Origin of the sequence: Sphingopyxis sp. CCNWLW2 (assembly GCF_037095755.1) — a bacterium.
Taxonomy (GTDB): Bacteria; Pseudomonadota; Alphaproteobacteria; order Sphingomonadales; family Sphingomonadaceae; genus Sphingopyxis.
In genome coordinates this window covers 475661-501954 of record NZ_JBAWKJ010000002.1, presented here as the reverse complement: position 1 = coordinate 501954, position 26294 = coordinate 475661, and the positions used below count along the sequence as shown (strand labels likewise).

Annotated in this window: 25 protein-coding genes; 11 read left to right on the top strand and 14 right to left on the bottom strand. The window is 64.9% G+C overall.

The genetic code is table 11. The features are described 5' to 3' along the window. Positions 1-7: 7 nt before the first annotated feature. The 4 genes from V8J55_RS13505 to V8J55_RS13490 form a co-directional block, all read right to left on the bottom strand. On the bottom strand, positions 8-667 hold the full coding sequence (locus tag V8J55_RS13505; protein WP_336446147.1) for a class I SAM-dependent methyltransferase: 660 nt from the start codon (positions 665-667) through the stop codon (positions 8-10). 4 nt (positions 668-671) lie between these two features. After that, the gene (locus V8J55_RS13500) at positions 672-1889 is read right to left on the bottom strand and encodes a DUF3419 family protein (RefSeq protein WP_336446146.1); all 1218 of its coding nucleotides are present in this window, start codon (positions 1887-1889) and stop codon (positions 672-674) included. A 148-nt stretch (positions 1890-2037) separates the two neighbouring features. Then, positions 2038-2487, bottom strand: a complete 450-nt coding sequence (locus V8J55_RS13495) for a hypothetical protein (RefSeq protein WP_336446145.1) — start codon at positions 2485-2487, stop codon at positions 2038-2040. 53 nt (positions 2488-2540) lie between these two features. After that, positions 2541-3530, bottom strand: a complete 990-nt coding sequence (locus tag V8J55_RS13490) for a threonine ammonia-lyase (RefSeq protein WP_336446144.1) — start codon at positions 3528-3530, stop codon at positions 2541-2543. 66 nt (positions 3531-3596) lie between these two features. Here V8J55_RS13490 and V8J55_RS13485 point away from each other — a divergent pair, with 66 nt between their 5' ends. From V8J55_RS13485 to V8J55_RS13470, 4 genes are all read left to right on the top strand, one after another. Next, the gene (locus V8J55_RS13485; RefSeq protein ID WP_336446143.1) at positions 3597-4805 is read left to right on the top strand and encodes a saccharopine dehydrogenase family protein; all 1209 of its coding nucleotides are present in this window, start codon (positions 3597-3599) and stop codon (positions 4803-4805) included. Between the two features lie 52 nt (positions 4806-4857). Beyond that, entirely contained in the window at positions 4858-5208 is a 351-nt protein-coding gene (locus tag V8J55_RS13480) for a DMT family protein (protein WP_056374698.1), read from the top strand. A 17-nt stretch (positions 5209-5225) separates the two neighbouring features. After that, the gene (locus tag V8J55_RS13475; RefSeq protein ID WP_336446142.1) at positions 5226-6398 is read left to right on the top strand and encodes a carboxynorspermidine decarboxylase; all 1173 of its coding nucleotides are present in this window, start codon (positions 5226-5228) and stop codon (positions 6396-6398) included. 115 nt (positions 6399-6513) lie between these two features. Beyond that, entirely contained in the window at positions 6514-7530 is a 1017-nt protein-coding gene (locus V8J55_RS13470) for an agmatine deiminase family protein (protein ID WP_336446141.1), read from the top strand. A gap of 12 nt (positions 7531-7542) precedes the next feature. Here the strand turns inward: V8J55_RS13470 and V8J55_RS13465 are convergent, their stop codons facing one another. Further along, on the bottom strand, positions 7543-9201 hold the full coding sequence (locus V8J55_RS13465) for an FAD-dependent oxidoreductase (protein ID WP_336446140.1): 1659 nt from the start codon (positions 9199-9201) through the stop codon (positions 7543-7545). 255 nt (positions 9202-9456) lie between these two features. Between V8J55_RS13465 and V8J55_RS13460 the strand changes: the two genes are divergently transcribed. Further along, a complete protein-coding gene (locus V8J55_RS13460) occupies positions 9457-10650 on the top strand; it encodes a type III PLP-dependent enzyme (protein WP_336446139.1) in 1194 nt (397 codons plus the stop codon). A gap of 96 nt (positions 10651-10746) precedes the next feature. Here V8J55_RS13460 and V8J55_RS13455 read toward each other — a convergent pair whose 3' ends face one another. Continuing rightward, positions 10747-11664: a PhzF family phenazine biosynthesis protein gene (locus V8J55_RS13455; RefSeq protein WP_336446138.1), complete on the bottom strand. Its 918-nt coding sequence runs from the start codon at positions 11662-11664 to the stop codon at positions 10747-10749. A gap of 65 nt (positions 11665-11729) precedes the next feature. On the opposite strand from V8J55_RS13455, the gene V8J55_RS13450 reads away from it, so the two are divergent. From V8J55_RS13450 to V8J55_RS13430, 5 genes are all read left to right on the top strand, one after another. Continuing rightward, entirely contained in the window at positions 11730-12029 is a 300-nt protein-coding gene (locus tag V8J55_RS13450; RefSeq protein ID WP_336446137.1) for an ArsR/SmtB family transcription factor, read from the top strand. Between the two features lie 66 nt (positions 12030-12095). After that, a complete protein-coding gene (locus V8J55_RS13445) occupies positions 12096-13421 on the top strand; it encodes an MFS transporter (protein WP_336446136.1) in 1326 nt (441 codons plus the stop codon). A gap of 77 nt (positions 13422-13498) precedes the next feature. Then, positions 13499-14653, top strand: coding sequence for a CaiB/BaiF CoA transferase family protein (locus V8J55_RS13440; protein WP_336446135.1), 1155 nt, complete (start codon positions 13499-13501; stop codon positions 14651-14653). A 67-nt stretch (positions 14654-14720) separates the two neighbouring features. Further along, complete coding sequence (locus tag V8J55_RS13435) at positions 14721-15152, top strand: MAPEG family protein (RefSeq protein ID WP_336446134.1); 432 nt, start codon at positions 14721-14723, stop codon at positions 15150-15152. An 11-nt stretch (positions 15153-15163) separates the two neighbouring features. Beyond that, a complete protein-coding gene (locus tag V8J55_RS13430; RefSeq protein ID WP_336446133.1) occupies positions 15164-15598 on the top strand; it encodes an MAPEG family protein in 435 nt (144 codons plus the stop codon). 4 nt (positions 15599-15602) lie between these two features. On the opposite strand, the gene V8J55_RS13425 is transcribed toward V8J55_RS13430, so the two are convergent. From V8J55_RS13425 to V8J55_RS13390, 8 genes are all read right to left on the bottom strand, one after another. Continuing rightward, positions 15603-16802 (bottom strand): class I SAM-dependent RNA methyltransferase, encoded by a 1200-nt coding sequence (locus tag V8J55_RS13425; RefSeq protein ID WP_336446132.1) that lies wholly within the window; start codon positions 16800-16802, stop codon positions 15603-15605. 1 nt (position 16803) lies between these two features. Further along, the gene (locus tag V8J55_RS13420; RefSeq protein ID WP_336446131.1) at positions 16804-18156 is read right to left on the bottom strand and encodes an NAD(P)H-hydrate dehydratase; all 1353 of its coding nucleotides are present in this window, start codon (positions 18154-18156) and stop codon (positions 16804-16806) included. 33 nt (positions 18157-18189) lie between these two features. Further along, positions 18190-18579: a hypothetical protein gene (locus tag V8J55_RS13415; protein WP_336446130.1), complete on the bottom strand. Its 390-nt coding sequence runs from the start codon at positions 18577-18579 to the stop codon at positions 18190-18192. Beyond that, on the bottom strand, positions 18576-20435 hold the full coding sequence (gene ilvD / locus V8J55_RS13410) for a dihydroxy-acid dehydratase (protein WP_336446129.1): 1860 nt from the start codon (positions 20433-20435) through the stop codon (positions 18576-18578). The genes V8J55_RS13415 and ilvD overlap by 4 nt, the downstream gene beginning before the upstream one ends. A gap of 59 nt (positions 20436-20494) precedes the next feature. Continuing rightward, entirely contained in the window at positions 20495-21226 is a 732-nt protein-coding gene (locus V8J55_RS13405) for an N-formylglutamate amidohydrolase (RefSeq protein WP_336446128.1), read from the bottom strand. Continuing rightward, positions 21223-22071 (bottom strand): 4-(cytidine 5'-diphospho)-2-C-methyl-D-erythritol kinase, encoded by an 849-nt coding sequence (locus V8J55_RS13400; RefSeq protein ID WP_336446127.1) that lies wholly within the window; start codon positions 22069-22071, stop codon positions 21223-21225. Before V8J55_RS13400 ends, V8J55_RS13405 begins: the two co-directional genes overlap by 4 nt. Then, positions 22068-23630: a hypothetical protein gene (locus V8J55_RS13395; protein ID WP_336446126.1), complete on the bottom strand. Its 1563-nt coding sequence runs from the start codon at positions 23628-23630 to the stop codon at positions 22068-22070. The genes V8J55_RS13400 and V8J55_RS13395 overlap by 4 nt, the downstream gene beginning before the upstream one ends. Before the next feature lie 91 nt (positions 23631-23721). Further along, a complete protein-coding gene (locus tag V8J55_RS13390; protein ID WP_336446125.1) occupies positions 23722-25377 on the bottom strand; it encodes an electron transfer flavoprotein-ubiquinone oxidoreductase in 1656 nt (551 codons plus the stop codon). A gap of 144 nt (positions 25378-25521) precedes the next feature. Between V8J55_RS13390 and V8J55_RS13385 the strand changes: the two genes are divergently transcribed. Continuing rightward, complete coding sequence (locus V8J55_RS13385) at positions 25522-26286, top strand: uracil-DNA glycosylase family protein (RefSeq protein WP_336446124.1); 765 nt, start codon at positions 25522-25524, stop codon at positions 26284-26286. Positions 26287-26294: the final 8 nt, after the last annotated feature.

The window sequence follows — 26294 nt, the reverse complement described above, 5'->3', positions numbered from 1 at the left end:
GGCAAGACTAGCGCGGCCGTTTCTCAAGCCGCAGGGCCCAGGCATAGCCGCGATAGAGCCGCGTCACTGCGAGCCGCGCGCCGGCATCGTTCGCGGCCTCGCGCGCGGCTTCGACCAACAGCGCGCGCGGTTCGACATGAAAGCGCGCGAGCCAGGCGAACAGCGCGCCGCGGAACCAGTCGGGCATATCCTCCTGCTGCCCGAAATCGACGATGTGCAGCGATCCATAGGTCGACAGGTGGCGTATCGCTTCACGGATCGCGCCTTGCCAGTCGGGGATCATCGACAGCGTATAGCTTTGAAAGATGCGGTCGAAACTGGCGGTGCGGAACAGCGCGTTCGGGTCGAAACCCGTCGCGTCGGCCTGCGCCACGCTCACCCTTTGTGTCAGCCCCGCGTGGGCGATCGCGGCGCGCGCGGTCTTCAGCATTTCTTCCGAAATATCGATGCCATGGAATTTCGCGCCCGGCCAGCAGCGCGCCGCTGCGATCAGGTTGCGCCCGGTGCCGCAGCCGATTTCGAGCACATGCCCCCCGACCGGCGGCGTCAGCTCGTCGATCAGCCGGTCGCGCCCCAGCAGATAATATTTGCGCGTCAAATCATATATATGGCGCTGACCGCGATAGACGCCGTCCATGCGTGCGGCGTGCCCCTCCCCCCCGGTCATGGCATCAGCCTTTCAAGATATAGAGATGGACCCCGCCATAAATGGCCGAGCGGTCGCGCCGCGTGTAATCGAGCGATTCGGCGGCGCGATAATCCCACCGCCCTAGCAGATCGTCGGGAAGCCGCCCGGGAAGCAGGGTCGGTTCGGCGGCGGTACGGAAGAGCACGCGCGCGCCGGGCCGCGCCGTGCGGGTGACCTCACTCCACAGCGCGGTCAGTTGCGCGTCGCTCATCCAGTCCTGTGCGTCGAGGAAGATATAGCGGTCGAAGCTCGCGGCGTCGGCGGCGGCCAGCATGTCGGTCATGTTCGCGTGGAGCATCGTGACCCGCCCGGCACGCGCCTTGACGGCCGCATAATGGACGGTCTGCAGATAGGGCGGCAACGACGCGGCCGCGTGCTTGCCATAGCCGCGGCCAAAGGCCTGCCACGCGAAATAATTGTCCTCGAGCGGGAAGTCGCAGGTCAGCTTTTCGAGGCGACCGCGCAGGACATCGGCCATCGGCTTCCCGTCGGCCAGCGCGTCATATTGCGCGGGCGGAATGCCCAGCCCGAACAACGACGAGCGCTGGTCGGTAACCCAACGGATGAACTTGCGGTCGAAGAAGGGCGCCAGCTTCGTCTCGAAAATCATGCGCTGTTCCTCGATCGTCTTCGCTTCGAGGAACTGGCGCGGATCGATGCGGTGCATCCGTGCAACCAGATGCGCGAGCCCGATAAAGCTGCCGAGCAATCCGCGCTTATAAAGCCCGTGCGCGAAGCCGTTGATCCGGCGGCGCCCGACGAAGTCGCGGCCCTCCCAATAGCGCCGGGTCGTCTCGTCGAGGTGCGGGCGGACGAAGGCGCGATAATCGGCGATATTGCCGCTGCTGTCGGCGTCGGCAAAAAAGCGGCGCAGGCTGGCATGATCGGGCAGACGCTGGATCGCGACGCGTTTCAGATTGTTGAGCGCGACGTGCGCGGTGTTGAGGTCGACTGCGACAATCTCCGCCGGGTCGACGGTCAGATAGGAGAAGACGTTGCAGCCGCCGCTCGCGATCGTCGCGATCCGGTTGCCCCGCTCGATCGCCAGCGCCTCCATGTCGACCACCGGGTCTTCCCATATCTGGGCATAGACGAGGCCCTTGAACGCCAGCACAAAAGCGCGGTCGAGCAGGCGTTGTTTCTGCTCGCCATCCTCACGAACGACGGCGGCGGCGATCTTGCGATTGGGTTGGCTGGCCATGCGAATGGGTTCCCCGGACAATGTTGATCCGGGGCCGCGCATGGCAGGCTTTCATGCGATTTCCGTGCCGGTTCGATGACAATCCGGCGACATGGGCGAAATTCTTTCCTCGTCATTCCCGCCTTCGCGGGAAGGACGAAGTTAGTTGCTAGTCGCGGCAATAACCCTCGCCGGTCTTGACGATCAGGCATTCCTTCTTGCCGGCGAGATATTTGAGGCCGGTTTCATCGCCGCTGCCGCGGTGCAGGCTCAGTTCCTCGGTGCCGCGCTTGAACTTGATGCCATGCTCGCTGTCCTCGCCGTCATAGGTTCCCTTGGTGTCGAGATCCGACTGCATTTCGAGCTTGTATTTGCCCGGCGCGGCGGGAGTGATCGTGGCGTACATGCCCTCGACCCCGGTCCATTTGCCCGCCCAGCTCGCGAAGCGATGCGGCGCGGTCGCGGGATCGGTCGCCTCTGCGCCTTCGGGCGGCGCGGTTTCGACCGGAACCTCGGTCGTCGTCGCATCGGTCGGCGCAGGCGCGGGCGCCTCGGCCTTTTCACAGCCGGCCAACAGCACCAGCGCCGCGGCGCTCGCCAAAATTGCACTCTTTTGCATCATGCTTCTCCTTCCCCGTTCAAACGCTCGGGCGCGGATAAGTATCCGCCAGCCTATTCGGTGATGATTTCCGCAAACTTCAACGGGTCGACATTGCCGCCCGACAGGGTGACGAGCGTCGCGTCGGTCAGCGGCACCTTGCCCGCCAGCACGGCGGCGAGTGCCGCTGCGCCGCCGGGCTCGACAACGAGATGCAGTTTCTCAAACACCGTCCGCATCGCGTGGCGCACTTCGCTGCGCGTCACGACGACACCGCGCACCCCGCGCGCCTGTAACACCGCGAAGTTGATCGGCCAGGTTTCGGGGGTTTGGAGCGCGTCGCACTCGGTGGGATAGGCCATGTCCTCGACCGACAGGATTTCGCCGGCGGCGAGGCTGCGCGTCACATCGTCCCAGCCCTCCGGCTCGACCGCGATGATTTCCGCGTCGGGCAGCGCGAGCGCGAGCCCGGCTGAAAGACCGCCGCCGCCGCAGCAGGCAATAACCTTGTCGGGACCGCCAACACCGCGCGCGGCCATTTGCGCCTTTGCTTCGGTCCCGGCGCTGCCCTGCCCCTCGATGATCCACGGATCGCCATAAGCATGGACAAGCGTCCCGCCGCGCTGTTCGAGTAATTTTGCCGCGACCGCATCGCGCGATTCGGTAACGCGGTCATAAAGCACGACTTCGGCGCCCAATTGGCGCGTCGCGGCGAGCTTCATTGCCGGCGCATTGCTTGGCATGACGATCGTCGCCTTGATCCCGAGCCGCTTCGCCGCCCAGGCGACGCCCTGCGCGTGATTGCCGCTCGACACGCCGACGACACCCGCCGCCGCTTGTTCGGGCGTGAGGTCGGACAATCGGTGCCAGGCGCCGCGGATCTTGAACGCGCCGACGGGCTGCAGGCATTCGGCCTTGCACCAGATGGTCTTGCCGTCGACATCGAGCGGCAGCAGCGGTGTTTGCGGCAGCAATGCAGCGACTTTCGCCGCGGCGCGTTCGACACCCGCAAGCGTGGGCGCGCGGTTCGGGTCGAGCAAGGGATCGGGGCTTTGCTGTGTCATGGCTTCGTCCTATAGGGCCGGTCATACAAGACAAGGCGGCAAAGGTCCGCGACAGGAGATTTTTCGATGAGCAAGGTTCTGGTGATCGGCGCAGGCGGCGTCGGTTCGGTCGCGGTGCACAAGATGGCGATGAACCCCGACATTTTTCCCGACATCACGCTGGCCAGCCGCCGCAAGTTCAAATGCGATGCGATCGCCGAATCGGTCAAGACCCGCACCGGCGTCACGATCAAGACCGCCGAGGTCGACGCCGACCATATCGACGCGACCGCGGCGCTGATCCGCTCGATCGGCGCGACGCATGTCGTGAACCTCGCTTTGCCCTATCAGGACCTCACGATCATGGAGGCGTGCCTGTCGACCGGCGCGCATTATATGGACACCGCGAACTATGAACCGCGCGACGAGGCGAAGTTCGAATATCACTGGCAGTGGGCGTATCACGACCGCTTCAAGGACGCCGGCCTGATGGCGCTGCTCGGCTCGGGTTTCGATCCCGGGGTGACGAGCGTGTTCACGACCTGGCTCAAGAAGCATCATTTCGACCGCATCGACACGCTCGACATCCTCGACTGCAACGGCGGCGATCATGGCCAGCATTTCGCGACCAACTTCAATCCCGAGATCAACATCCGCGAAGTGACAGCGGTCGCGCGCCACTGGGAAAATGGCGACTGGGTCGAAACCCCGCCGATGTCGGTGAAGCAGAAATTCGATTTCGAAGCAGTGGGCGAGAAGACGATGTACCTCATGTATCATGAGGAGATCGAAAGCCTGAAGACGCACCTGCCCGAAATCAAACGCATCCGTTTCTGGATGACCTTTGGCGAGGCGTACATCACGCACCTCACCGTCCTCCAGAATGTCGGCATGACGCGGATCGATCCGGTGATCTACGAAGGCCGCGAGATCGTTCCGTTGCAGTTCCTGAAGGCCGTGCTCCCCGAGCCATCGAGCCTCGGCGAGACGACCAAGGGCAAGACCAACATCGGCGTCATCGCGACCGGCCTTGGCAAGGATGGCAAGGAAAAGACGCTCTATCTCTACAATATCTGCGACCATGAGGACGCCTATGCCGAGACGGGCAACCAGGCGGTGAGCTACACCACCGGCGTCCCCGCGATGATCGGCGCCGCGATGATGGTCACCGGGACGTGGAGCGGCGACGGCGTGTTCAACATGGAGCAGATGGACCCCGATCCCTTCATGGACATGCTGAATAAGCATGGCCTGCCCTGGCAAGTGAAGGAACTCGACACGCCGCTCGATTTCTGATTGCTGCGCCGGGGCGGCCAAGCCCCGCCCCGGTGTCCGCAAAGGAAAATCGATGACCGCCTACCTCGCGCCGATAGGCCTGCTGTTCGTCTCGAACATCTTTATGACCTTCGCCTGGTACGGGCAGCTCGGCGCGGTATCGCGGCCGATCTGGCTCGCGGTGCTGATCGCATGGGGCATCGCCTTTTTCGAATATTGCCTCGTCGTGCCTGCGAACCGCATCGGCTATGGCGTTTACACCGCCGCCGAACTCAAGACCTTGCAGGAAGTGATCACACTGGTCATATTCGCCGGGTTCGCGGTCTTCTGGCTCGGTGAGAAGCTGACCCTGAACCATCTCGTCGGCTTCGGTCTGATTGCGGCGGGGGCGTTCTTCATCTTCAAGGGACCGATTGCGGTCTGACAGGATTTTACAGCGACATGGAAACCCGTGCCGGCGACCCCGGAGCCTTTGCCCGCTTCGACCTGACCAGCGTGCCCTCGCCCGCCTTCGTCGTCGATGCTGCGAAAGTGCGCGCCAATCTGGCGGTGCTCCGCCATATCGGCGATGCCTCCGGCGCGCGCGTGCTTGCGGCGCTCAAGGCGTTTTCGATGTGGTCGTTGGGGCCGGTAGTCGCCGAATATCTCGACGGTGTCTGCGCTTCGGGACTTTACGAAGCTCGGCTTGGCCGCGGCGAATATGGCGGCGAAGTCGCGACCTATTGCGCCGGATACAAGGAAGCCGACCTGCCCGAAATCGCGGCGCTGTCCGACCACCTCATCTTCAACTCGCCGGGCCAGATCGCGCGCTTCCGCCCGCTGCTCGACGAGCTTCGCGCCAAGGGCGTGACGTTCGACATTGGCCTGCGCATCAATCCGATGCACAGCGAAGGCGAAGTCGCCAAATATGACCCCGCCGCGCCGTGTAGCCGCCTCGGTTTCCCGGTCACCCAGCTGCTCCCCGAACATATGGAGGGCATCGACGGCATCCACATGCACAGCCTGTGCGAACAGGATTTTCCGCCGCTCCAGCGGACATGGGAAGCCGTGCAGCCGATGCTGCGCCCCTTCTTCAACCAGCTCAAATGGATCAATTTCGGTGGCGGCCACCATGTGACGCGCGCCGATTATCAGGTCGACGATCTGATCGCCTTTCTGAAACAGGTCCGCGCGTCGACCGACTGCGACGTGATGATCGAACCCGGCGAAGCGATCGCGCTCGACGCCGGCATTCTCGTCGGCGAAGTGCTCGACCTGTTCGACAATGGCATGGCGATCGGCATCACTGACATTTCGGCGACCTGCCACATGCCCGACGTGATCGAGGCGCCGTACCGTCCCGCAATGCTCGATGAGGGCAGCGAAGGCATGCCGACGCGCCTCGGCGGCCCGTCGTGCCTCGCAGGCGACGTCATCGGCGACTATCGTCTGCCCGGCGGCGCGCGTATCGGCCAGCGCTTCGCCTTCCTCGACCAGGCGCATTATTCGATGGTGAAGACCAACACCTTCAATGGCGTCCCGCTGCCGTCGATCTGGCTTTGGGACAGCGAAAGCGATAAGCTCCGGTTGATCCGCGAATTCGGTTACGAAGATTTCAAGACGCGGCTTGGTTAGCGACAAGCCGTGCGACGGCGGGAGTGAAGCGTTGGATCGACGGCATTTTTTGCGCGCCGGTGCGAGCGCGGCATTGGCGCCCGCGATATGGGCCTGCGGCGAGGTAAGCAACAAAATGATCCAGGCCGGCGCCCGTTACGAAATGCCGCTGGAATCGGAACCGCACGAGCGGACGCTGATGCAATGGCCGGTCAATCTGGACGTCTATGACCGCGCGTCGTTAAGGCGCGTACAGCGTGCCATCGCACGGATCGCCAACACGATCGTTCGCCATGAGCCCGTCGCGATGCTTGTGGCGAACGCCGATGCGGCAAGCGCGCGGGCCCTGCTGGCAAGCGAGGTCGAGCTTTGGGACATTCCGACCGACGATCTGTGGTGCCGCGATTCGGGACCGGCCTTTGTTCGCGACGCTTCCGGCAAGCTCGCTGTCGCGCATATCCGGTTCAATGGCTGGGGTAACAAACAGCCGCATGCCAATGACGCCCTGATTGCAGGCCGCGTGGCCGAGCAGCTGGGAATGCCGCTGATCGAAACGGGTCTTGTCGGCGAGCAGGGCGGGGTCGAGCATGATGGCGCGGGAACGCTGCTGGCGCACGCAAGCTGCTGGGTAAATCCCAACCGCAACCGGATGAGCCAGAGCGAGGTCGGCGACAAGCTGCTGCAGGCGCTCGGCGGCAAGAAGATGATCTGGGCGCCCGGCATCTCGGGCAAGGACATCACCGACTATCATATCGACGCGCTGGCGCGGTTCGTGGGACCCGGCAAAGTGCTGATCCAACTCGGCGACGAAATCGACCCCGATGACCCATGGTCGGTATCGGGGCACGAGACGCTGGAAATCCTGCAGCGGTCAACCGACGCGCGGGGGCAAAAGCTCGACATCATCCGCCTGCCCGATCCGGTGGATATCCGGTCGGCCGAGCCCGATTTTGTTGCCAGCTATGTCAATTATTACGTCTGCAACGGCGCCGTCATCGCGGCGCAGTTCGGCGACACGGCCGCCGACGGCCGCGCGCGCGAAATGCTGCAAACGCTTTATCCCGGGCGCACGATCGAGATGATCGAGATCGATGCGATCGGCGAATCGGGCGGCGGCATTCACTGCGCCACGCAGCAGCAGCCGAAAGCCTGATCGCACCAATTCTCACGATGCGGCGGGGTCGATCTCCGCCAGCGCCTGATGGATATCGCTGACCACGACCGATCCCTCGCCGACCGACGAGGCGACGCGCTTGACCGATCCCTTGCGCACGTCGCCGATCGCATAAATGCGCGGCCAGCTTGTCTCGAACCGGCTCGGCATGCGGTCGAGCGACCAACCAGCCTTGACGAGTTCGAGCGGCGCGATGTCGGTGCCCGTCTTCACGAAGCCGCGCTCGTCGCACACCATTTCCTTGGGCAGCCACGTCGTGTTCGGGCTCGCGCCGAGGAAGAGGAACAGGAATCCGCAATCGCAATGATCCTCGGCGCCGGTTTCACGGCAGCGATAGGTCAGGCCGGCGAGCCGGTCCTCGCCATGCAGCGCGACGACGTCGGTCGACGGGATGATCTCGATATTCGGATGCTCTTCGAGGCGCTTGACCAGATATTCGGACATCGTTTCGCGCAGGCTGCCACGGCGGAAAATGACGTGGACCTTCTTCGCGACGCTCGCGAGGTAGATCGCGCCCTGCCCCGCCGAATTTCCCGATCCGACGATCGTCACCTCGGCGTCGCTGCACAGCTGCGCTTCCATCGGCGTCGCGCCATAATAGATGCCGCGTCCTTCATAGGCTTCGATGCCGTCGATCGGCAGGCTCTGATATTTCGCGCCGCTTGCGACCACCACCGCGCGGCTGCGCAGCTTCCGCCCGTCGGCGAGGTGCAGGCAATAGGCATCGCCGTCGCGATTGATCGACGCCGCGCGCACCGGCGACACCAGCCGCGCGCCGAATTTCTGCGCCTGCACCGTCGCGCGGCGCGCGAGTTCGTTCCCCGAAATGCCGGTCGGGAAGCCCAGGTAATTCTCGATCTTCGATGAGGTGCCCGCCTGTCCGCCGGGCGCGAGCGAATCGAGCGCGATCACGGTCAGCCCTTCGGACGCGGCATAGACCGCCGCGGCGAGCCCGCCGGGGCCGCTGCCGACCACGAGCACATCGGCGGTCGCGCCGTCGGGCAGCAGGTCGAGCCCGAGCCCCGCCGCGAGCTGTTCGGGCGTCGGCTGGATCAGCACGTCGGCGGCGCCGAGAATAGCCACCGGCAATTGTTCGTCGGTCAGCCCGCGCTCGGCCATCAGGTGCGCGGGAACAGGTCCATCCGCCGGGTCGAACCAGCGATGCGCGACGCCATGCTTCATCAGCAGGTCGCGCATCGCATAGACGCTGCGGTCCATTGCCGCGCCGATGATGATCGTCACGGCAAAGCCGCGATGCTTGCTGAACTCGCGCCGCGCCGACAGCACGCGAACGAAAATGTCCGAATAGTGCGAATTGCCTGCAATCAGCCGCTGGAAATCGGGGTGCGCGATGCGGAGAATCTCCCCATCGGCGCCCATTTCGACGCGCGACAAATGCCGCTGTCCAGTCAGCACCGACAAGTCACCCGCGAACTGCCCGCGTTCCATCCAGCCGACGCGCTTGCGGCCTTCGTCGGTCGAAGCGAAAATGTCGGTGTGGCCCGACAGCGTGACGATGCAATCGGGCGCCATCGCCCCTTCCTCGACCAGCAGATCGCCCGCGCGATGCGACTCGATCGTGCCGAATGCCGCCAGTTCCTCAAGTTCCGCGTCGGAAAAATTGTGATTTACGTCGGCGCGCGACACCATGGCGGGGAGGTCCTTTTCGGATTTGGCGATGCTCCATCCCTAGCGCGGCCTCGGGGCTTTGTCTTGCATTTGCGCGGTTTGGCGCAGATCGGCCCCGGTTTGGCCCCTCTGCGACCCGCGTATTACAAAATTGCGCGATAGGGTCTTTACAGGGGGGACCCCCCTGCATATATCGCCCTCCGCTGCCCCAGGGGGACTTCCAATAACCGCAAGGCAGCCTTGGATGTTTAACGTTATTTTTGGGGGTCCCTTGAGTTGCACCAGCATCATAGCGCCCACGGGCTGATTCAGGCACTTTCGCCGATCGAACCTGTTACGCTTGTCCGCCCGCACGCCGCGCGGCGCGCAGCGCGTTTCTTCATCGAGCGTTTTCCCGGCACAACCATGTATGCGGTCAAGGCGAATCCGTCGCCCGACCTGCTGCGTGTGCTGTGGGATTCGGGTGTCACCCATTATGACGTCGCCTCGATCGCCGAGGTCCGGCTCGTCGCGCGCACGCTGCCCGAAGCGACGCTCTGCTTCATGCATCCGGTAAAGGCCGAGGAAGCGATTTCCGAAGCCTATTGGAAGCATGGCGTGCGCACCTTCTCGCTCGACACGCTCGACGAGCTCGAAAAGATCGTCCGTGCGACCGAAGGCGCGCAGGACCTGAACCTGCTCGTGCGCCTCCGCGTGTCGTCCGATCATTCGAAGCTCAGCCTCGCCGCCAAGTTCGGCGCCGAAGCCGACGAGGTCGTCGAACTGCTAATGGCGACCCGCCAGGCGGCCGACGCGCTTGGCATCTGCTTCCATGTCGGCAGCCAGGCGATGACCCCGCACGCCTATGCACAGGCGATGGAACGCGTTCGCGCGGCGATCGTCGCAGCGTCGGTCACGGTCGACATCATCGATGTCGGCGGCGGCTTTCCGTCGTCCTATCCCGGCATGGAGCCCCCGCCGCTGGGCGCCTATTTCGACACGATCCACCGCAGCTTCGAAAGCCTGCCGATCAGCTATTCCGCGGAACTCTGGTGCGAGCCGGGCCGTGCGCTGTCGGCCGAGTATAGCTCGCTGATCGTGCGCGTCGAAAAGCGCCGCGGCGACGAGCTGTACATCAATGACGGTGCCTATGGCGCGCTGTTCGACGCCGCGCATGTCGGCTGGCGCTTCCCCGTCTCGCTGCAACGCGAGCCGGAGAGCGATGCCGAGATGGTGCCGTTCAGCTTCTATGGCCCGACGTGCGACGATCTCGACCATATGGCTGGGCCGTTCTTCCTGCCCGCCGACATCAAGGCCGGTGATTTCATCGAAATCGGCATGCTCGGCGCCTATGGCTGCGCGATGCGGACCAAGTTCAACGGCTTCGGCGCCGACGAGACGCACGTCGTCAGCGACGAACCGATGGTCAGCCTGTACACCGGCGAAGTCGAACAGGAACGTCGCAGCGCGACGGTGACCAAGCTGTTCTGAACGCGAACGCTTCCAATCGATAAGCAAGGGGCTGGCGCAGCGATGCGACCAGCCCCTTCTTTATTTCAGCACGATGTTCTTAATAACCCGGCGCGATCAAAGACGCCGCAATGCCCGACAGCCCCACTCGCAGTTGATTTCACCCTTCATCACCGGAATGCAGGTGCCGCGCAGCGTCGCGCGGATACCGTCCTCTGTCCGGCGCGCAGTGACGTCGAGCAGGCTGGGCCGCCCCATTTCGATGCCCTGATGGATTTCGAACCGGGCTTCGTCGGTGGCGGGTTCGAGCGACAGGAGCAGGCCAGCGAGCGGCGCGTTCGCACTTCCGGTCGCGGGGTCTTCCCACGTTCCGGCAAGTGGCGCGAACATGCGCGCGCGCAGCGTCCGGCCCTGCTTGCTATAGACATGGACCGACAGGCGCGTGCCGAATTGCGGGTGCGCCGCCAGCGTCTCGCGAAACGCCGCCAGATCGGGGTCGCATCGCGCCAGTGATGCCGCATCCAGTTCGGCGATGACATAGGGGTTGCCGACCGACGCGAGGATCGGGAGATGCGCCGTGGTGAGAATATCGCGCGGTGCCAGGCGCAGCATCCTGGCGACAACCTCGGGCGCCACCGTTTCGCCAAGGCTGAGCGGCTGGGGTGCCGCTACCGTGGCACCGACGGGAGCCCCGTCCGCATCGCGTTCGACTTCGACATCCACGATCCCGGCAGGAATCTCGAATGTCGTCGTCGCAAGGTCGGCGTTGGCCGTGGCGAGGACGAACGCGGTTCCGACCATCGGGTGGCCCGCGAAGGCCATTTCCTCGGTGCGGTTGAAGATGCGCACGCGGGCCGAGTGCCGCGGATCGGCGGGCGGAAGGACGAAGGTGGTCTCGCTCAGGTTGAACTCCGCCGCGACGGCCTGCATCACCGAGTCGGACAGGTCTTTACCGCCCATCACCACGGCCAGCGGATTTCCGCCGAACCGGGTTTGGGTGAATACATCGACCGTGGAAAAGGGCAGCAGGGACATGGCGTGACTCCATTCGATTGGTCGCCTGCCTTGACATATAGTTCGTTAGTTGGCAAATTAACAATATGACTAACGCCGAGCTGTTCCGCGCGCTGGGAAATGAACGCCGCCTCCAGATCCTTGCCTGGCTGAAAGACCCCCGCGCGCATTTCCGGCCCCAGGTGGACGGCGATCTCGTCGAAGATGGCGTGTGCGGGCAATTGATCGCGGAAAAGCTTGGCATCAACGCATCGACGCTCAGCGAGCATATGCGCGTCCTGCAGGGCAGTGACCTGGTGACGGCCAAACGCATCAAACAATGGACGTTCTATCGCCGCAACGATGAGCGGCTGCGCGCACTCGCGGCAGTGGTTGGAACGATCTAGGCCGCTGACGGGCTGGACAAATTTTCGAATGGCCTGATACCGAAGCGCTGCTAGATTGCGCAGCCCATGCAGCCCTTCCATCACCTCCTCGCAAATAACCTGGTTGCCAACATCACCAATTTCACGGTGTGGTTTGCGCTGACCTTCTGGACGTTCCTCGAAACCCAGTCTGTGTTCGCGACTGGGATGATCGCGGGCATCTATCTCGTGCTCACCGCGATGCTGGGCATATGGTTCGGCAGCCTTGTCGACCATCATGGCAAGCGTAACATGATGATGGTGTCGAGCATCGCGTCGCTGACGCTCTACGCGCTCGCGCTCGCTGGCTATATGATCGACCCGGACATCCGCAGCGCCAAGGTGGCGAGCGTCACGCTCTGGCTCTTCATCCTCGTCTCGATGTTCGCTGTGATCGTCGGCAATATCCGAATGATCGCGCTTCCGACGCTGGTGACGTTGCTGGTGCCCGAGGACCGGCGCGACAAGGCGAACGGGCTCGTCGGGATGGTCAGCGGAATCGGCTTCCTCACCACGTCGGCGATCAGCGGTTTCCTCGTCGCATGGGGCGGGATGGTCGCGACGCTGGGATTTGCGGTCGCCCTTTCGCTGATTGCGATAACCCACCTCTTTTTCATTCGCGTCGACGAGCCGCGCGACGCCGAAACCGAGGATGCGCCACGCCGTATAGATCTGGCCGGAACGCTGCGCGTCGTGCTCGGTATCCCGGGCCTCCTCGCGCTGATCCTCTTCTCCTGTTTCAACAACCTCCTCGGCGGCGTGTTCATGGCGCTGATGGATGCCTATGGCCTGTCGCTGATGAAGGTCGAGGAATGGGGCCTACTCTGGGCGGTCATGTCCTGTGCCTTCATCCTCAGCGGCATCGTGATTTCGCGGACCGGGCTCGGCAAAAACCCGATCCGCACATTGCTTTTCGTCTGCCTCGTCGAATGGATCGTCGCCGCCGTCTTTACGATCCAGTCGTCGATTCCGCTGCTGGCCGTCGGCTGCTTCATCTGGATGTTCCTCGGCCCCTATGCCGAAGCGGCCGAACAGACCGCGATGCAGAAAGTCGTGCCCTTCGAACGGCAGGGGCGCGTCTTCGGTTTTGCCCAGTCGGTCGAGCAAGCCGCCTCGCCACTCACCGCTTTCCTTATCGCGCCGCTCACGCAGTTCATCTTCGTGCCGCTGATGACCGACGGTGCGGGCGCCGATGCGATCGGCGACTGGTACGGCCGCGGCCCCGAGCGTGGGATCGCGCTCGTCTTCACGATCGCGGGCGTCCTTGGCGTGATGCTGACGCTGGTGGCGTTTGGCTCGCGATCCTATCGCCGGATATCGGCCGCCTATGCTGCCGGAAATGGCAGTAGCGAAACAGCGCCCGCTGCGGCGTAAGGAGAATTGCGGAAGCCTCTTCCGTTTTACTTTGCAATCATTCTATCCTGCGCGCCGGAAGAGGAGGAGCTATGCCTATGCTGTCGGGGATCCGGATCATCGACCTGACGACGGTCATCTTTGGCCCCTATGCGACACAGATGCTCGCCGACCTTGGCGCCGAGGTGATCAAGGTCGAGACGCCGGGGACGGGCGACATTTCGCGATACCTCGGCAGCGGGGTTCCCGATCCGACGATGGGGTCGATCCACCTGACGGTGAACCGCGGCAAGCGATCGATCGCGCTCGATCTCAAAAATCCCGAGGACGCCGCCACGCTGCGCGATCTGATCGCGACCGCCGATGTCTTCTTCCACAATGTCCGTAGGCGAGCGATCGCGCGCCTCGGCTTCGACTATGAAGGCTGCAAGGCGCTCAAACCCGATATCATCTATGTCCATGGCACCGGTTTCGGGCAGGACGGCCCTTACGCCGACCTCCAGGCCTATGACGATGTCATCCAGGCCGCGACAGGGACAACGAGCCTTCTCCCGCGTGTCGACGGGAACCCCAGCCCGCGCTATTTCCCCTCGCTGATCGCCGACAAGATCGCAGGTCAATTCGGCGCACAGGCCATCCTCGCCGCACTGGTTCACAAGCTGCGCACCGGTGAGGGGCAGGAGGTCGAGGTGCCGATGTTCGAATGCTTCGCCTCGTTCATGCTTACCGAGCATCTGCGCGACGCGGCGCTCGACCCGCCGATCGGACCCGCGGGTTATCCGCGCCAGCTCGACCCGACGCGTCAGCCCTTCCCGACGCGCGACGGACATCTCGCGATCGTCCCCTATACGCCCGAATCGACCGCACGGCTGATGGAACTGCTCGGGAGCGCCGACCTGCTCGAAACGCCCGAATATGCGGCGGCGAAAGCGAAGGGGCAGCATATGCCGATCATCTATAGCGAAATCGCGCGCAAGACCCCGGCGAAGTCCAACGCCGAATGGCTGGCGCTCTTCGCCGCCAACGACATTCCGGCGATGGCGGCGCGTGACCTAGAGGACATCAGGGAGGATCCCCATTTCGTCGCGACGGGTTTCTTCCGCCACCGCACGCATCCCGATGTCGGTGCCTTCCACGAGATGCAGCCACCGGTGAAATATGGCGCGATGCCGCCGCAGGATCTGGGTTTCGCGCCGCGCGTCGACGGCGATGGGCCGGTTATCCGCGCGGAACTGGCGAGCGACAAGGCTTGAACGTCTGCCGTTGCATTGTCGGCGATGCGCTCTAGCATCCCGGCCCACAGAATAAGGGGGAACATCTATGCCAGAAAGCCTGCTCGCGCCCGGCGCGGTCCTCGCGCTGTGGACACTCATCATGCTCGGCTGGGTCGCCGCGACGCGGTTTCCGGCGCTCGCCAAATCGGGCATCGATCTGAAAGCCGCACCGCCGGGCGGCCGCGGCGCCGACCTCGAGAATATCCTGCCGCCGCAGGTGAACTGGAAATCGCATAATTACACGCATCTGCTCGAACAGCCGACGCTCTTCTATGCGGTGATCCTTTTCCTGCGCCTTTCGGGCGGCAGCACAGATCTCACCCGCGGCCTTGCATGGGCCTATGTCGTTCTGCGGATCGTCCACAGCCTGTGGCAGGCGCGCGTGAACCGCGTGCCGGTTCGCTTTGCGATCTTCGGGCTGTCGACCTTTTGCCTGCTCGCATTGTCGTTGCTGGCGGTTATTGCCACTTTGGGTTGAGGGGGAAGATCATGGAAAATAATGCAATATTGGGGCCGGTCGCGGCGCTCGCGCTCTGGTCGATGGTCATGTGGGTATGGATGTACGCGACGCGCATCCCCGCGATGAGCCGCGCCAAGATCGACGCAGCCAAGATGGTCGGCGGCACCGGCAAGGGGCTCGACGATGTGCTGCCGCAAGAAGTTCAGTGGAAGGCGCACAACTATAACCATCTGATGGAACAGCCGACGATCTTCTACGCCGTCGCGCTTGCGCTGGCGATCGGCGGCATGGGCGGCGGGCTCAACGCGCAGATCGCGTGGGCCTATGTGGCCTTGCGCATCGTCCACAGCCTGATTCAGGCGACGGTCAACCGCGTGATGTGGCGTTTCGGCATCTTCGCGCTGGCGAGCCTCGCGTTACTGGCGCTGTGTGTCCACGCCTTCATCGGTTTCGTGTTGCATTGAGCCTCTAGCGCGAAAACTTTGCGGCCAGTTCCACATGGGTCGACCAGCGGAACTGGCCGACGGGCTGCACCCAATCGAGCGTGTAGCCGCCTTCGATCAGCGTCTTTGCGTCGCGCGCGAAGCTCGCCGGGTTGCAACTGACATAGGCGATCACCGGCACGGCCGATGCCGCGAGCTGTTTCACCTGCTCTTCCGCCCCCGCGCGCGGCGGGTCGAGGATGATCGCGCCGAAGCGGTTGAGCTCGGCGGGCACCAGCGGGCGGCGGAACAGGTCGCGATGCTCGGTCGCGACGAGCGCGCGCGCGCGGTTCGCCGCGCCCGCCAGCGCGGCGATCGCGTCGCGCGCGCCTTCGGCGGCATAGACTTTGCGTCCCGCCTGCACCGACAGCGCAAAAGTGCCGACGCCGGCGAACAGGTCGGCGACCGCGCCGGCGTCACCGATCGCCTTGGTCACTGCTTCGATCAGGGCGGCCTGCCCCGCGCTCGTCGGCTGCAGAAAGGCAAAGGGCGGCACTTCGACGAGGATGTCGCCAAAACGCATCGTCGGCGGCTCGGGCTGCCACAGGATTTCGAGGCCATCGCCCTGATCGATCGCGAAGCGTGCCAATTTATGCGCGCCGGCAAAATCCTGCAGCGCCATCGCGGCATCGAGTCCCTCGGCCTTCACTCCCTCGAGGATCAACTCGACGCCTTGATCGAGCATTTGCAGCTTCACCTTCACCGGTCGCCGCGGCTGCGCGATCATCACCAGCAATTCGCGCACCGGTGCGATCAATGCGAACAGTTCGGGGAGCAACAGCGGGCACATCCGCATGTCGACGATGTGGTTGCTCTGCGCAGCGTTAAAGCCGATCGCGACCTGCTTGCCAGTGCGAAGCGCGGTCAGGACGGCGCGGCGGCGGCTTTGCGCGGGCGAAAGCACCGCGGGCAGCACGTGAATGCCGGTCACCTCCTGCCCCTCCAGCCCACCGACCACGCGGTCGCGCACAAAGTCGGCAAGCGCGGGTTCCGCGACATGCTGCAACTGGCAGCCCCCGCATTTGCCGAAATGGCGGCACGGCGGGTCGGTACGGTTCGGACCCGGAATGATGATGCCGTCGTCGCGGACACGGTCGCCCGGCACGCCGCCCGCCACATGGCGGCCGTCGCCCGTCACGCCATCGCCGCGCGCGGCAATGCGCTCGATCAGCGCAGCTTCAGTCATTTCATTCCCTAACCAGATCGTCGGCGACAAGGCCGGGGCCTATACGCGCGGCCTGCGCGATATGCCAGCCCACCGCGGCGACCGCGGCATCGAAGGTATCGCCGCCGCGCGCGAGCATCGCGCCGCATGCCCCTGCAAGCACATCGCCCGTCCCCGCCGTCGCGAGCCAGGGGCTACCCGGCCAGGCGGCGGCAACACGGCCGTCAGGCGCGGCGATGACGGTGTCGGCGCCCTTATAGACGATGACGGCGCGCGTCCGCGCGGCGGCCGCTTTGGCACGGTCGATCTTGCTGCCGTAAAGCTGCGGGAAGGCGCGGGCAAACTCACCCTCATGCGGGGTCAGGATCGCATGGCGCGGCGTTTCGGACAGGCGCGGCAGCGCGGCGTCGATCGCGGCCGCGTCGAACACCAGTGGCTTGCCCGAATCGAGCGCCGCCTCGACATTGAACAGCAATTCGTCGCCCGCCGGAAATCCCGGTCCGATCACGACCGCGCCGATGCGCGGATCATCGAGCCGCTCGCCGAATTTCGCATCGCTCTCGGCAATGATCGCCGACAGGGGTGCCCTATCGCTGCCGTCGAGCACGACATAGCCTGCGCCCGCGCGCAGCGCTGCCGCGGCGGCCAGGCCGGCGGCGCCGCGCATGGGCCCGGCGGAGACCAGCACCATGCCGCGCGTGAATTTGTGCGCCGTGACATCGGGTTGGGGCGTCCGCGGAGGGGGCAAGCTGCGCATCGCCTTGCTCGCCGATATGCCGATGGGCGCGAGCAGGACGCGCCCGCAACCCGGCGCGGTCGGCAGCAGAACATGCGCGGGCTTGAGCGCTCCCAGCGCCAGCGTCACATCGGCGGCGAGCGGCGGCATCCAGTCCTGGGCGCCGTCACTCTCCATCCCGCTCGGCAGGTCGACCGCCAGGATTCGCCGGTCGGAAAAATGTCGGAGGATTATGGCCAGCCCGTCCGGGATCGGCCGCGACAGCCCGACGCCGAACAGCGCGTCGACGATCAAAGGCGCGGGGGCAAGGCGGCCGTTCAGCGGCTCGACAGGCCCGCTCCACCCTGCCCGCGCCGCCTTTGCCAGATCGGTTGTGGGCTCGGCCAGCGCGGCAACGCGCACCGTCGCGCCCCGCTCTGCGAGCAGCCGTGCCGCGACATAACCGTCGCCGCCATTGTTGCCGGGGCCGCACAGGATCAGGATCGGTGCGCCCGCCGCCATACGCCACGCGGTATCGGCGACCGCGGCGCCCGCGAGGTCCATCAATTCGGAGAGCGATGTCCCCTGGATCGCGCACGCGGCCTCGGCCTCGCGCATCGCCTTGGCGGTCAGGATCGGGGCATCGGCGGGAACGGACATGCACCCTGTCCTATCACGATCGGGCGAAAGCGACTACTTCGCGCCGCCGGTGTTCGCCGGAAGGCGATAGCGGTCGTTGCCGATCGCGACCTCGATGACATTGTTACCGATGATGCTCACTTTCGCGGGCTCGGCGCCGTCGGCGGACACGACGCCGCGTCCGTCGGTGGTGATCTGCAGACGGCGATAACCGACATTGCTGCGCCCGACGACGAGCACCGCCCCGCCCTCGCCGCTCATCTCCTCGACGGTACAGGTCCGGTCGAACAGCTTGGCGCCCTCGAGCGCGCATTCGATGCGGCCGTTCTCGGCGGCTTCGCGCGATCCGCGCGCCTCGGCTTCGGCAAGGTCGCTGTTGTCGGGTGCGCGATTGCAGCCCGTGAGCGCAACCAGCACCAGTAATGCCCCCCCGAGTCTTCTCATCCCTTGCCCTTCAGCTGCGACAGGTCGCGCACAGCTCCGCGCGCGGCGCTGGTCGTCATTGCGGCATAGGCCTGAAGTGCTACCGAAACCTTGCGCGGGCGCGGCTTGGCGGGTTGCCAGGCGGCGTCGCCTTTGGCTTCCATCGCGGCGCGGCGGTCGGCGAGCACCTTGTCGGCGACCATCAGGTTGATCGTGCGCTTCGGAATGTCGATTTCGACCAGGTCGCCATTCTCGACCAGCCCGATCGTTCCGCCCTCGGCGGCTTCGGGCGAGGCGTGGCCGATCGACAGCCCCGACGTGCCGCCCGAAAAGCGTCCGTCGGTGACCAGCGCGCACGCGGCGCCCAGCCCTTTCGACTTCAGATAGCTCGTCGGATAGAGCATTTCCTGCATCCCCGGCCCGCCCTTCGGCCCCTCGTAACGGATGACGACGACGTCGCCCGCCTCGACTTGCCCGGTGAGAATGCCCGAGACCGCCGCGTCCTGGCTTTCATATACCTTGGCCGGACCCGTAAATTTCAGGATGCTTTCGTCGACCCCCGCGGTCTTCACGATGCAGCCGTCGAGCGCGATGTTGCCCGACAGCACCGCGAGCCCGCCGTCCTGGCTGAACGCGTGCTCGGCCGAGCGGATCACGCCGGCTTCGCGGTCGAGATCGAGGTCGTCCCAGCGCCGGTCCTGACTGAACGCGACCTGTGTCGGCACCCCGCCGGGCGCTGCCATGAAGAATTTCTGCACCTCGGGATCGTTGGTCCGCGAGATGTCCCATTTGTTGAGCGCGTCGCCCAGCGTCGCGCTGTGCACCGTCGGCAGATGCGCATGGAGCAGCCCCGCGCGTTCGAGCTGGCCGAGGATCGCCATGATCCCGCCGGCGCGGTGGACGTCCTCCATATGGACGTCCGACTTGGCGGGCGCGACTTTCGACAGGCACGGCACGCGGCGCGACAGCCGGTCGATGTCGTCCATCGTGAAGTCGACCCCCGCCTCGAACGCCGCGGCGAGCAGGTGGAGCACCGTGTTGGTCGATCCGCCCATCGCGATGTCGAGGCTCATCGCATTCTCGAACGCCTCGAAGGTCGCGATATTGCGCGGCAAGACGCTGTCGTCGTCTTGCTCATAATGGCGCTTACACATTTCGACGACGATGCGACCGGCGCGCAGGAACAGCTCCTTGCGGTCGGCGTGGGTCGCCAGCGTGGATCCGTTGCCGGGAAGCGACAGCCCCAGCGCTTCGGTCAGGCAGTTCATCGAATTGGCGGTGAACATGCCCGAGCACGAACCGCAGGTCGGACACGCCGCGCGTTCGATTTCGGCCACTTCCTCGTCACTATATTTCTCATCGGCGGCGGCGACCATCGCGTCGACCAGATCGAGCGCGACCTCCTTGCCCTTGATCACGACCTTGCCGGCTTCCATCGGCCCGCCCGAGACGAACACGACGGGAATATCGATGCGCAGCGCTGCCATGAGCATGCCCGGCGTGATTTTGTCGCAGTTCGAGATGCACACCATCGCGTCGGCGCAATGCGCGTTGACCATATATTCGACCGAATCCGCGATCAGGTCGCGGCTCGGCAGCGAATAGAGCATGCCGTCGTGGCCCATCGCGATCCCGTCATCGACCGCGATCGTGTTGAATTCCTTGGCAACGCCGCCCGACGCCTCGATCTCGCGCGCGACCATCTGGCCGAGATCTTTCAGGTGGACGTGACCGGGCACAAACTGCGTGAAGCTGTTGACCACCGCGATGATCGGCTTGCCGAAGTCGCTGTCCTTCATCCCCGTCGCGCGCCAGAGGCCGCGGGCACCCGCCATATTGCGGCCGTGGGTGGTAGTGCGCGAACGATATGAAGGCATTTCAAACGGTCCTGATAATTTTATTTCAAAAATAAGCGAAGAGACGCGCCTCTACACGCCTATTTAACCAGATTCAATGCAACTTTGCTGCACATGCGAGAAAGCCGCCTGGCAAACAGCGCCTGCCCCGCCGCCTCGCCGACCAGATCCTGCCGCATCTCGATCCCGACGTAGGGAATGCCATTCGCCTCGGCATGGCGGTTCATCGTCGCATTGAGCAGCTTGCCCGAATAGGGCTGCTGGTCGCCGACGATCATGTCTTCAGCTTCCAAGGCCGCGATTGCCGCCGCCGCGAGCCGGTCGTCCTCATTATAGAGCACCCCGACGTGCCACGGCCGCGCCTGATCGGGATGCGCCGCGAGCGAGGGCGTGAAGCTGTGCAGCGACAGGATCATCGCCGGGCGCTGCGCGGCGATCGTCGCAGCGATATGCGCATGATAGGGACGGAAAAACCGCGCCAGCCGTGCCTCGCGCGCGTCGTCGTCGAGCGCATTGCCCGGTACGGCATGCCCGTCGCTCGCGATCGGAAGCACCCCCGGCGCTTCTTCCTCGCGATTGCAGTCGACGACGAGCCGCGACACGCCGCCAAGGATCGCCGCATCGACCGCGCCGCTCTCGACCAGCAGCGCCGCGACTTCGGCGACGCCGATGTCGATCGCGATATGATTGGCCAGCAGCGCGGGATCGATACCGAGATCGACGTCGCCCGGCACAAAGGCCGAGGCATGGTCGGCGATCAGCAAAATGCCGCCCGCGCGCGCTTCCCCGATCAGGCGCCATGCTTCGCTCATCGCAATGTCCCCGCCATGGACCACCAGTCCGGATGCCGTTCTGCCAACAGCGCCGCCGCGGCATCGCGCGCGGCTGCCGCGTCGAACAGTGCGAAGCAAGTCGCGCCCGATCCCGACATGCGCGCGAGCCAGGGGCGCAGTCCGCCGAGTTCGAGCAAAATGTCGGCAATCGCCGGGCACTGCGCGATCGCCGGACGCTGCAGATCGTTGCGCGCACCGAGCAACCCGGCGCGGAGATCGGCGCCGGTAAACAGCGGCCCGCGATCGATCCCGTCCCAAGCCGCAAAAACCGGCCCCGTCGCGACCGGCTGGCGCGGGTTGACGAGCAGCACCGGCGTTCCGCCAAGCCGCAACTCGGGTACGGCACTCAGTTCTTCGCCGACACCGACACCCAGACAGGTAGTGCTCGCCACACAGGCGGCGATGTCGGCGCCGAGCGGGCCGACGAGCCGCGCCAGCGCCGTATCGCCCAGCTCGGGCAGGAAATGCGTCCGGATCAGCCGCGCCATCGCCGCCGCATCGGCCGACCCGCCGCCGATCCCCGCCGCAACCGGCAATTTCTTGGTCAACGTCACCGCAAGCGGCGGCACCCGCTCCGCACCATAGCGTTCGCGCAGCAGCGTCAGCACCTTCATCACCAGATTGTCGCCGCCCGCGCTCAGCCCCTCGGCGAATTCACCGTCGATCGTCAGCGCATCGGCATCGGCGAACTCGGCGGCGATCGCGTCGCCGTCGCCCACAAAGGCGAACAAGGTCTCGATCGCATGGTAGCCATCGGCCCGGCGCCCACGGACGTGAAGCGCGAGGTTGATTTTGGCCCAGCCCGTCTCGCGAAACGCGGTCACGGCGCGGTCGTTGCGGGGGTCAGCCCGTCGCGCAGCTTTGCCTCCAGTCGCGTTGCCATTTCGGCCTCGGCGAGCAGCGCGGCAGCGCGCCAATTGTAGCGTGCCTGAAATTTCTGCCCCGCCTTCCAATAGGCGTCACCCAGATGCTCGACGATCACGGCATTTCCGGGCTCGCCGAGCTGCGCCTTTTCGAGCAGCTTCACCGCGTCGTCGGTACGACCAGTCAGGAAATAGGCCCAGCCGAGCGAGTCGGCGATGCTCGCATTCTGCGGCTCCTGCGCCCACGCCGCCTCGATCCGCGCGAGCGACTGCTTCACTTCCTTGCGCCGTTCCAGCGCCGAATAACCCGCGAAATTGAGGATCGAGGCATCATCGGGCCGCAGTGCGACCGCCTTTTCCATCAAAGGCGCCGCCGCATCCCACCGCCCCGCCTGCAGCAACAGTTCGGCGCGTGCGATCAGCAACGTGCCACGGAGCATATTGTCGCCCCCGCTGGTCCCCAGCGAAGCTTCGAGGCGCTCATAGGCGCGTGCCGCCGCCGCCGGATCGCCCGATCGGCGCGCGATATCGGCAAGACGGACGAGCATGCTGCGCGCGTCATTGTCCTTCGTCGCGGCCTCGGCCAGCCTGGCCGCACCGGGCAGGTCGCCAGCATCCGCCATCAACTCGGCGCGCCGCATTGCGAGAACCGGCGGGAGCGGCGCTCGCACGGTTTCGAGCAGCGCCATGGCATCGCCCCGCTGGCCATTGCGATCGAGCGCCTCGACGAGCGTCGTCCGCACCGCCAGATCCTCCGCGTTGAGCCAATAGGCGGCGCGTGCGAACAGCAGCGGCAGCTTGGCGCTGCCCCCCGGCGTGCGGGCCAGCCCATCGGCGAGCAGCCCAAGCCATTGCGCTACGCCCGCCTGCGGCGTCGAGACGGGCTGATCGGGCAGCAACAGCATTGGATCCTCGCGCTGTCCCGACGCGAGCGCGATCCGCCCGCGCAGCCGCTGCGCCGTATCCTGTTGCCCCGCCTTGTCGAGCGTTGCCGCCACGCGCAGTCCGACGAGCTGGCTGGTCCGGTCGGTCAGGGTTATACCGTCGGTCAGCGTCGCCGCCTCACCGACCCGTTTGGTCGCGATCTGGACGAGCGCGACCTGCAGTGTCAGCGCCGGTTCGGGACGCGTGCGGCTGTTCACCGCAAGCAGATGCCGCTCGGGCAACTTTTCGCGGGAACCGACATCGACCCAGGCGTTCACCGTGGGCAGGATCAACCGCCCGATCGTGTCGGCCCCTGCCTTGTCGATCCGGCCCGCGGCATAATCGCGCGCGGCCTTCCAGTCCGACCGGCGCATCGCGTCGACCATCAGCACGAGCTGTGCATCGAAGCGGCGGTCATCCGCCGTCCATAGGCGCAGCGCCGCGGCGCGTGCTGCCTCCAGATCGCCCGCCTCGATCGCCTGCTCGAGCATCCTTCCGCGCAGGCCCGGCAGATCGGGCGCGACGCTCGAAACCGCGGTCAGCGCCGACAAGGCCGCGGCGGGCTCACCACCCTCTTCCGCGAGCCGCGCCCGCACGAGCGCGTTGAGCGCGGCGCCATTGTCGTCGACGGCATGCGCCGGAACCGCCGCCGCAATCGCGGCGACGATCAGAAAGAAGCGCGCGGGCTTACATGTTCGGGTAATTGGGGCCTCCGCCGCCTTCGGGGCTGACCCAGTTGATATTCTGGGTCGGGTCCTTGATATCGCATGTCTTGCAATGGACGCAATTCTGCGCGTTGATCACGAACTTGGGATCGCCCTCGGCCTCGCCGACGATCTCGTAAACCCCCGCCGGGCAATAACGCTGCGCGGGCTCGTCATAGAGCGGCAAGTTATAGGCAACGGGGATCGACGGATCCTTGAGCTGGAGGTGGACCGGCTGGTCCTCCTCATGGTTCGTGTTCGAAACGAACACGGACGACAGGCGGTCAAAGGTCAGCACGCCGTCGGGTTTCGGATAATCGGGTTTCGGCATGATGTCGGCCCGGTACAGGCTCTCATTGTCCGGATGATGCTTCATCGTGAAGGGCACTTTGATCTTCAGCGTTTCGAGCCACATCGTGATGCCCGACAGCAGCGTTCCCGCCAGATCGCCATATTTTTCGACGAGCGGCAGCACGTTGCGCACGACGCTGAGTTCCTTCTTGACCCAGCTGTCGTCAAAGGCGGCCTGATAGGCGTCGAGCGTGTCGCTGCTGCGCCCCGCCGTCACCGCCGCGAACGCTGCTTCGGCCGCCATCATCCCCGATTTCATCGCGGTATGCGTGCCCTTGATGCGCGGAACGTTCAGGAAACCGGCTGTGTCACCGATCAGCGCGCCGCCCGGGAAAGCGAGCTTCGGCACCGACTGCAACCCGCCGTCGCTGATCGCGCGCGCGCCATAGGAGACGCGCTTGCCGCCCTTCAGGATCTTGGCGATCTCGGGGTGCGTCTTCCACTTCTGCATCTCCTGGAACGGGGAGATGTGCGGGTTGCGATAGTTGAGCCAGGTCACGAAACCGAGTGCGACCTGTCCGTTCGCCTGGTGATAGAGGAAACCACCGCCATTGGCGTTTTCGTCGAGCGGCCAGCCCTGCGTGTGGATCACGCGGCCCTCGGCGTGGTTCTCGGGCTTGATGTCCCACAATTCCTTGACGCCAAGGCCATAGACCTGCGGCTCGCAATTGGCGTCGAGCGCGAATTGCGGCTTGATCATCTTGGTCAGGTGACCGCGCACGCCTTCCGCGAAGAAAGTGTATTTCGCGTGGAGCTCGAGGCCGGGGGCGTAATCGCCCTTATGGCTGCCGTCGCGCGCGACGCCCATGTCGCCGGTCGCGACGCCTTTGACCGATCCATCCTCATTGTAGAGAATTTCCGCGGCGGGGAAGCCGGGGAAGATTTCGACGCCCAGCGCTTCGGCCTGTTCGGCGAGCCAGCGGCAAAGATTGCCAAGGCTGCCGGTATAGGTGCCCTTGTTGTGCATGAAGCCGGGCGAGATGAATTCGGGAAGCGAGAATTTTTTCGCCTTCGTCAGCACCCAATGCTGATTGTCGTTCACCGGGACTTCGGCAAGCGGACAGCCCTGCGTCCGCCATTCGGGAAGCAGCTCGTCGAGCGATTTGGGATCGATCACCGCCCCAGAGAGGATGTGCGCGCCAACCTCGGACCCCTTTTCGAGGATGCACACCGACAATTCGCTGCCCGCGTCATTCGCCAATTGTTTGAGGCGGATCGCCGCCGAAAGCCCCGCCGGCCCTGCGCCGACGATGACCACGTCATAGGGCATCGATTCCCGTTCGCTCACCGCAAATACCTTTCTGCCGTCCCCGCGCGGGATCATTCATCGTGTTCCGCGCTCATTCTGTCACGAAATGCGATGCCCGCCAATTGACGCGTCCGTCAACTGCCTGTTTGAAACAAATTCATGGGTGGGCAAAAATCAGCCTTGATGGCGGAAAGCTATAGCGACTGGTGGTCGCTGGCGGGCGTCGACATGCTTGTCGGTGAGGAACCGGCGGGCTGGCTTGCCGTGCCGCCGGCAAATGACGTTGCGGCGGCCAAGCCGAAACGCGTGGTCAACGCCGAGCCCGAACTGCCTCCGCTTCCCGCTGCGCTCCAGCGGCAGGAGGTGCCCGAGGTGGCCGAAGCCAAGGGTCCGGTCGTGTTTCCGGACGACTGGACCGAATTTCAAAACTGGCTCGCGACAAGCGACGATGTGCCGGGCAGCCAGTGGGACGCGCGTCGCGTGCTTCCTGCCGGTGAAGCGGGCGCGTCGCTGATGCTGCTCACGGCATGGCCCGAAATCGACGACCAGCGCGACGGCACGCTCTTCGCTGGCCCGGCGGGCAAATTGCTCGACGCGATGTTGCAGGCAATAGGCAGGGCGCGTGGTGATTGCTATGTTGCCAGTCTCGCGGTGACGCGTCCCGCCGGCGGACGCTGCGACGGCGAAGAGACGGCCGAACTCGACCGGCTGCTATGGCATCACCTGAAACTGGCGAAACCGGGACGTTTGCTGCTGATCGGCAGCGATATCGTCCGCATGGCCGCTGGTCTGCCGCTGCCCGATGCGCGCGGAAAGTTACTCAATATTAACCAAGATGGCGGCAAGATGGAGGCCGTGGCTGTAGCGCATCCCACGATGTTGCTAGCCAGGCCCGCGCAGAAGGCGGCGGCGTGGGATAGCCTGAAACTGTTCAACCGGGGACGTTGACGGATGCA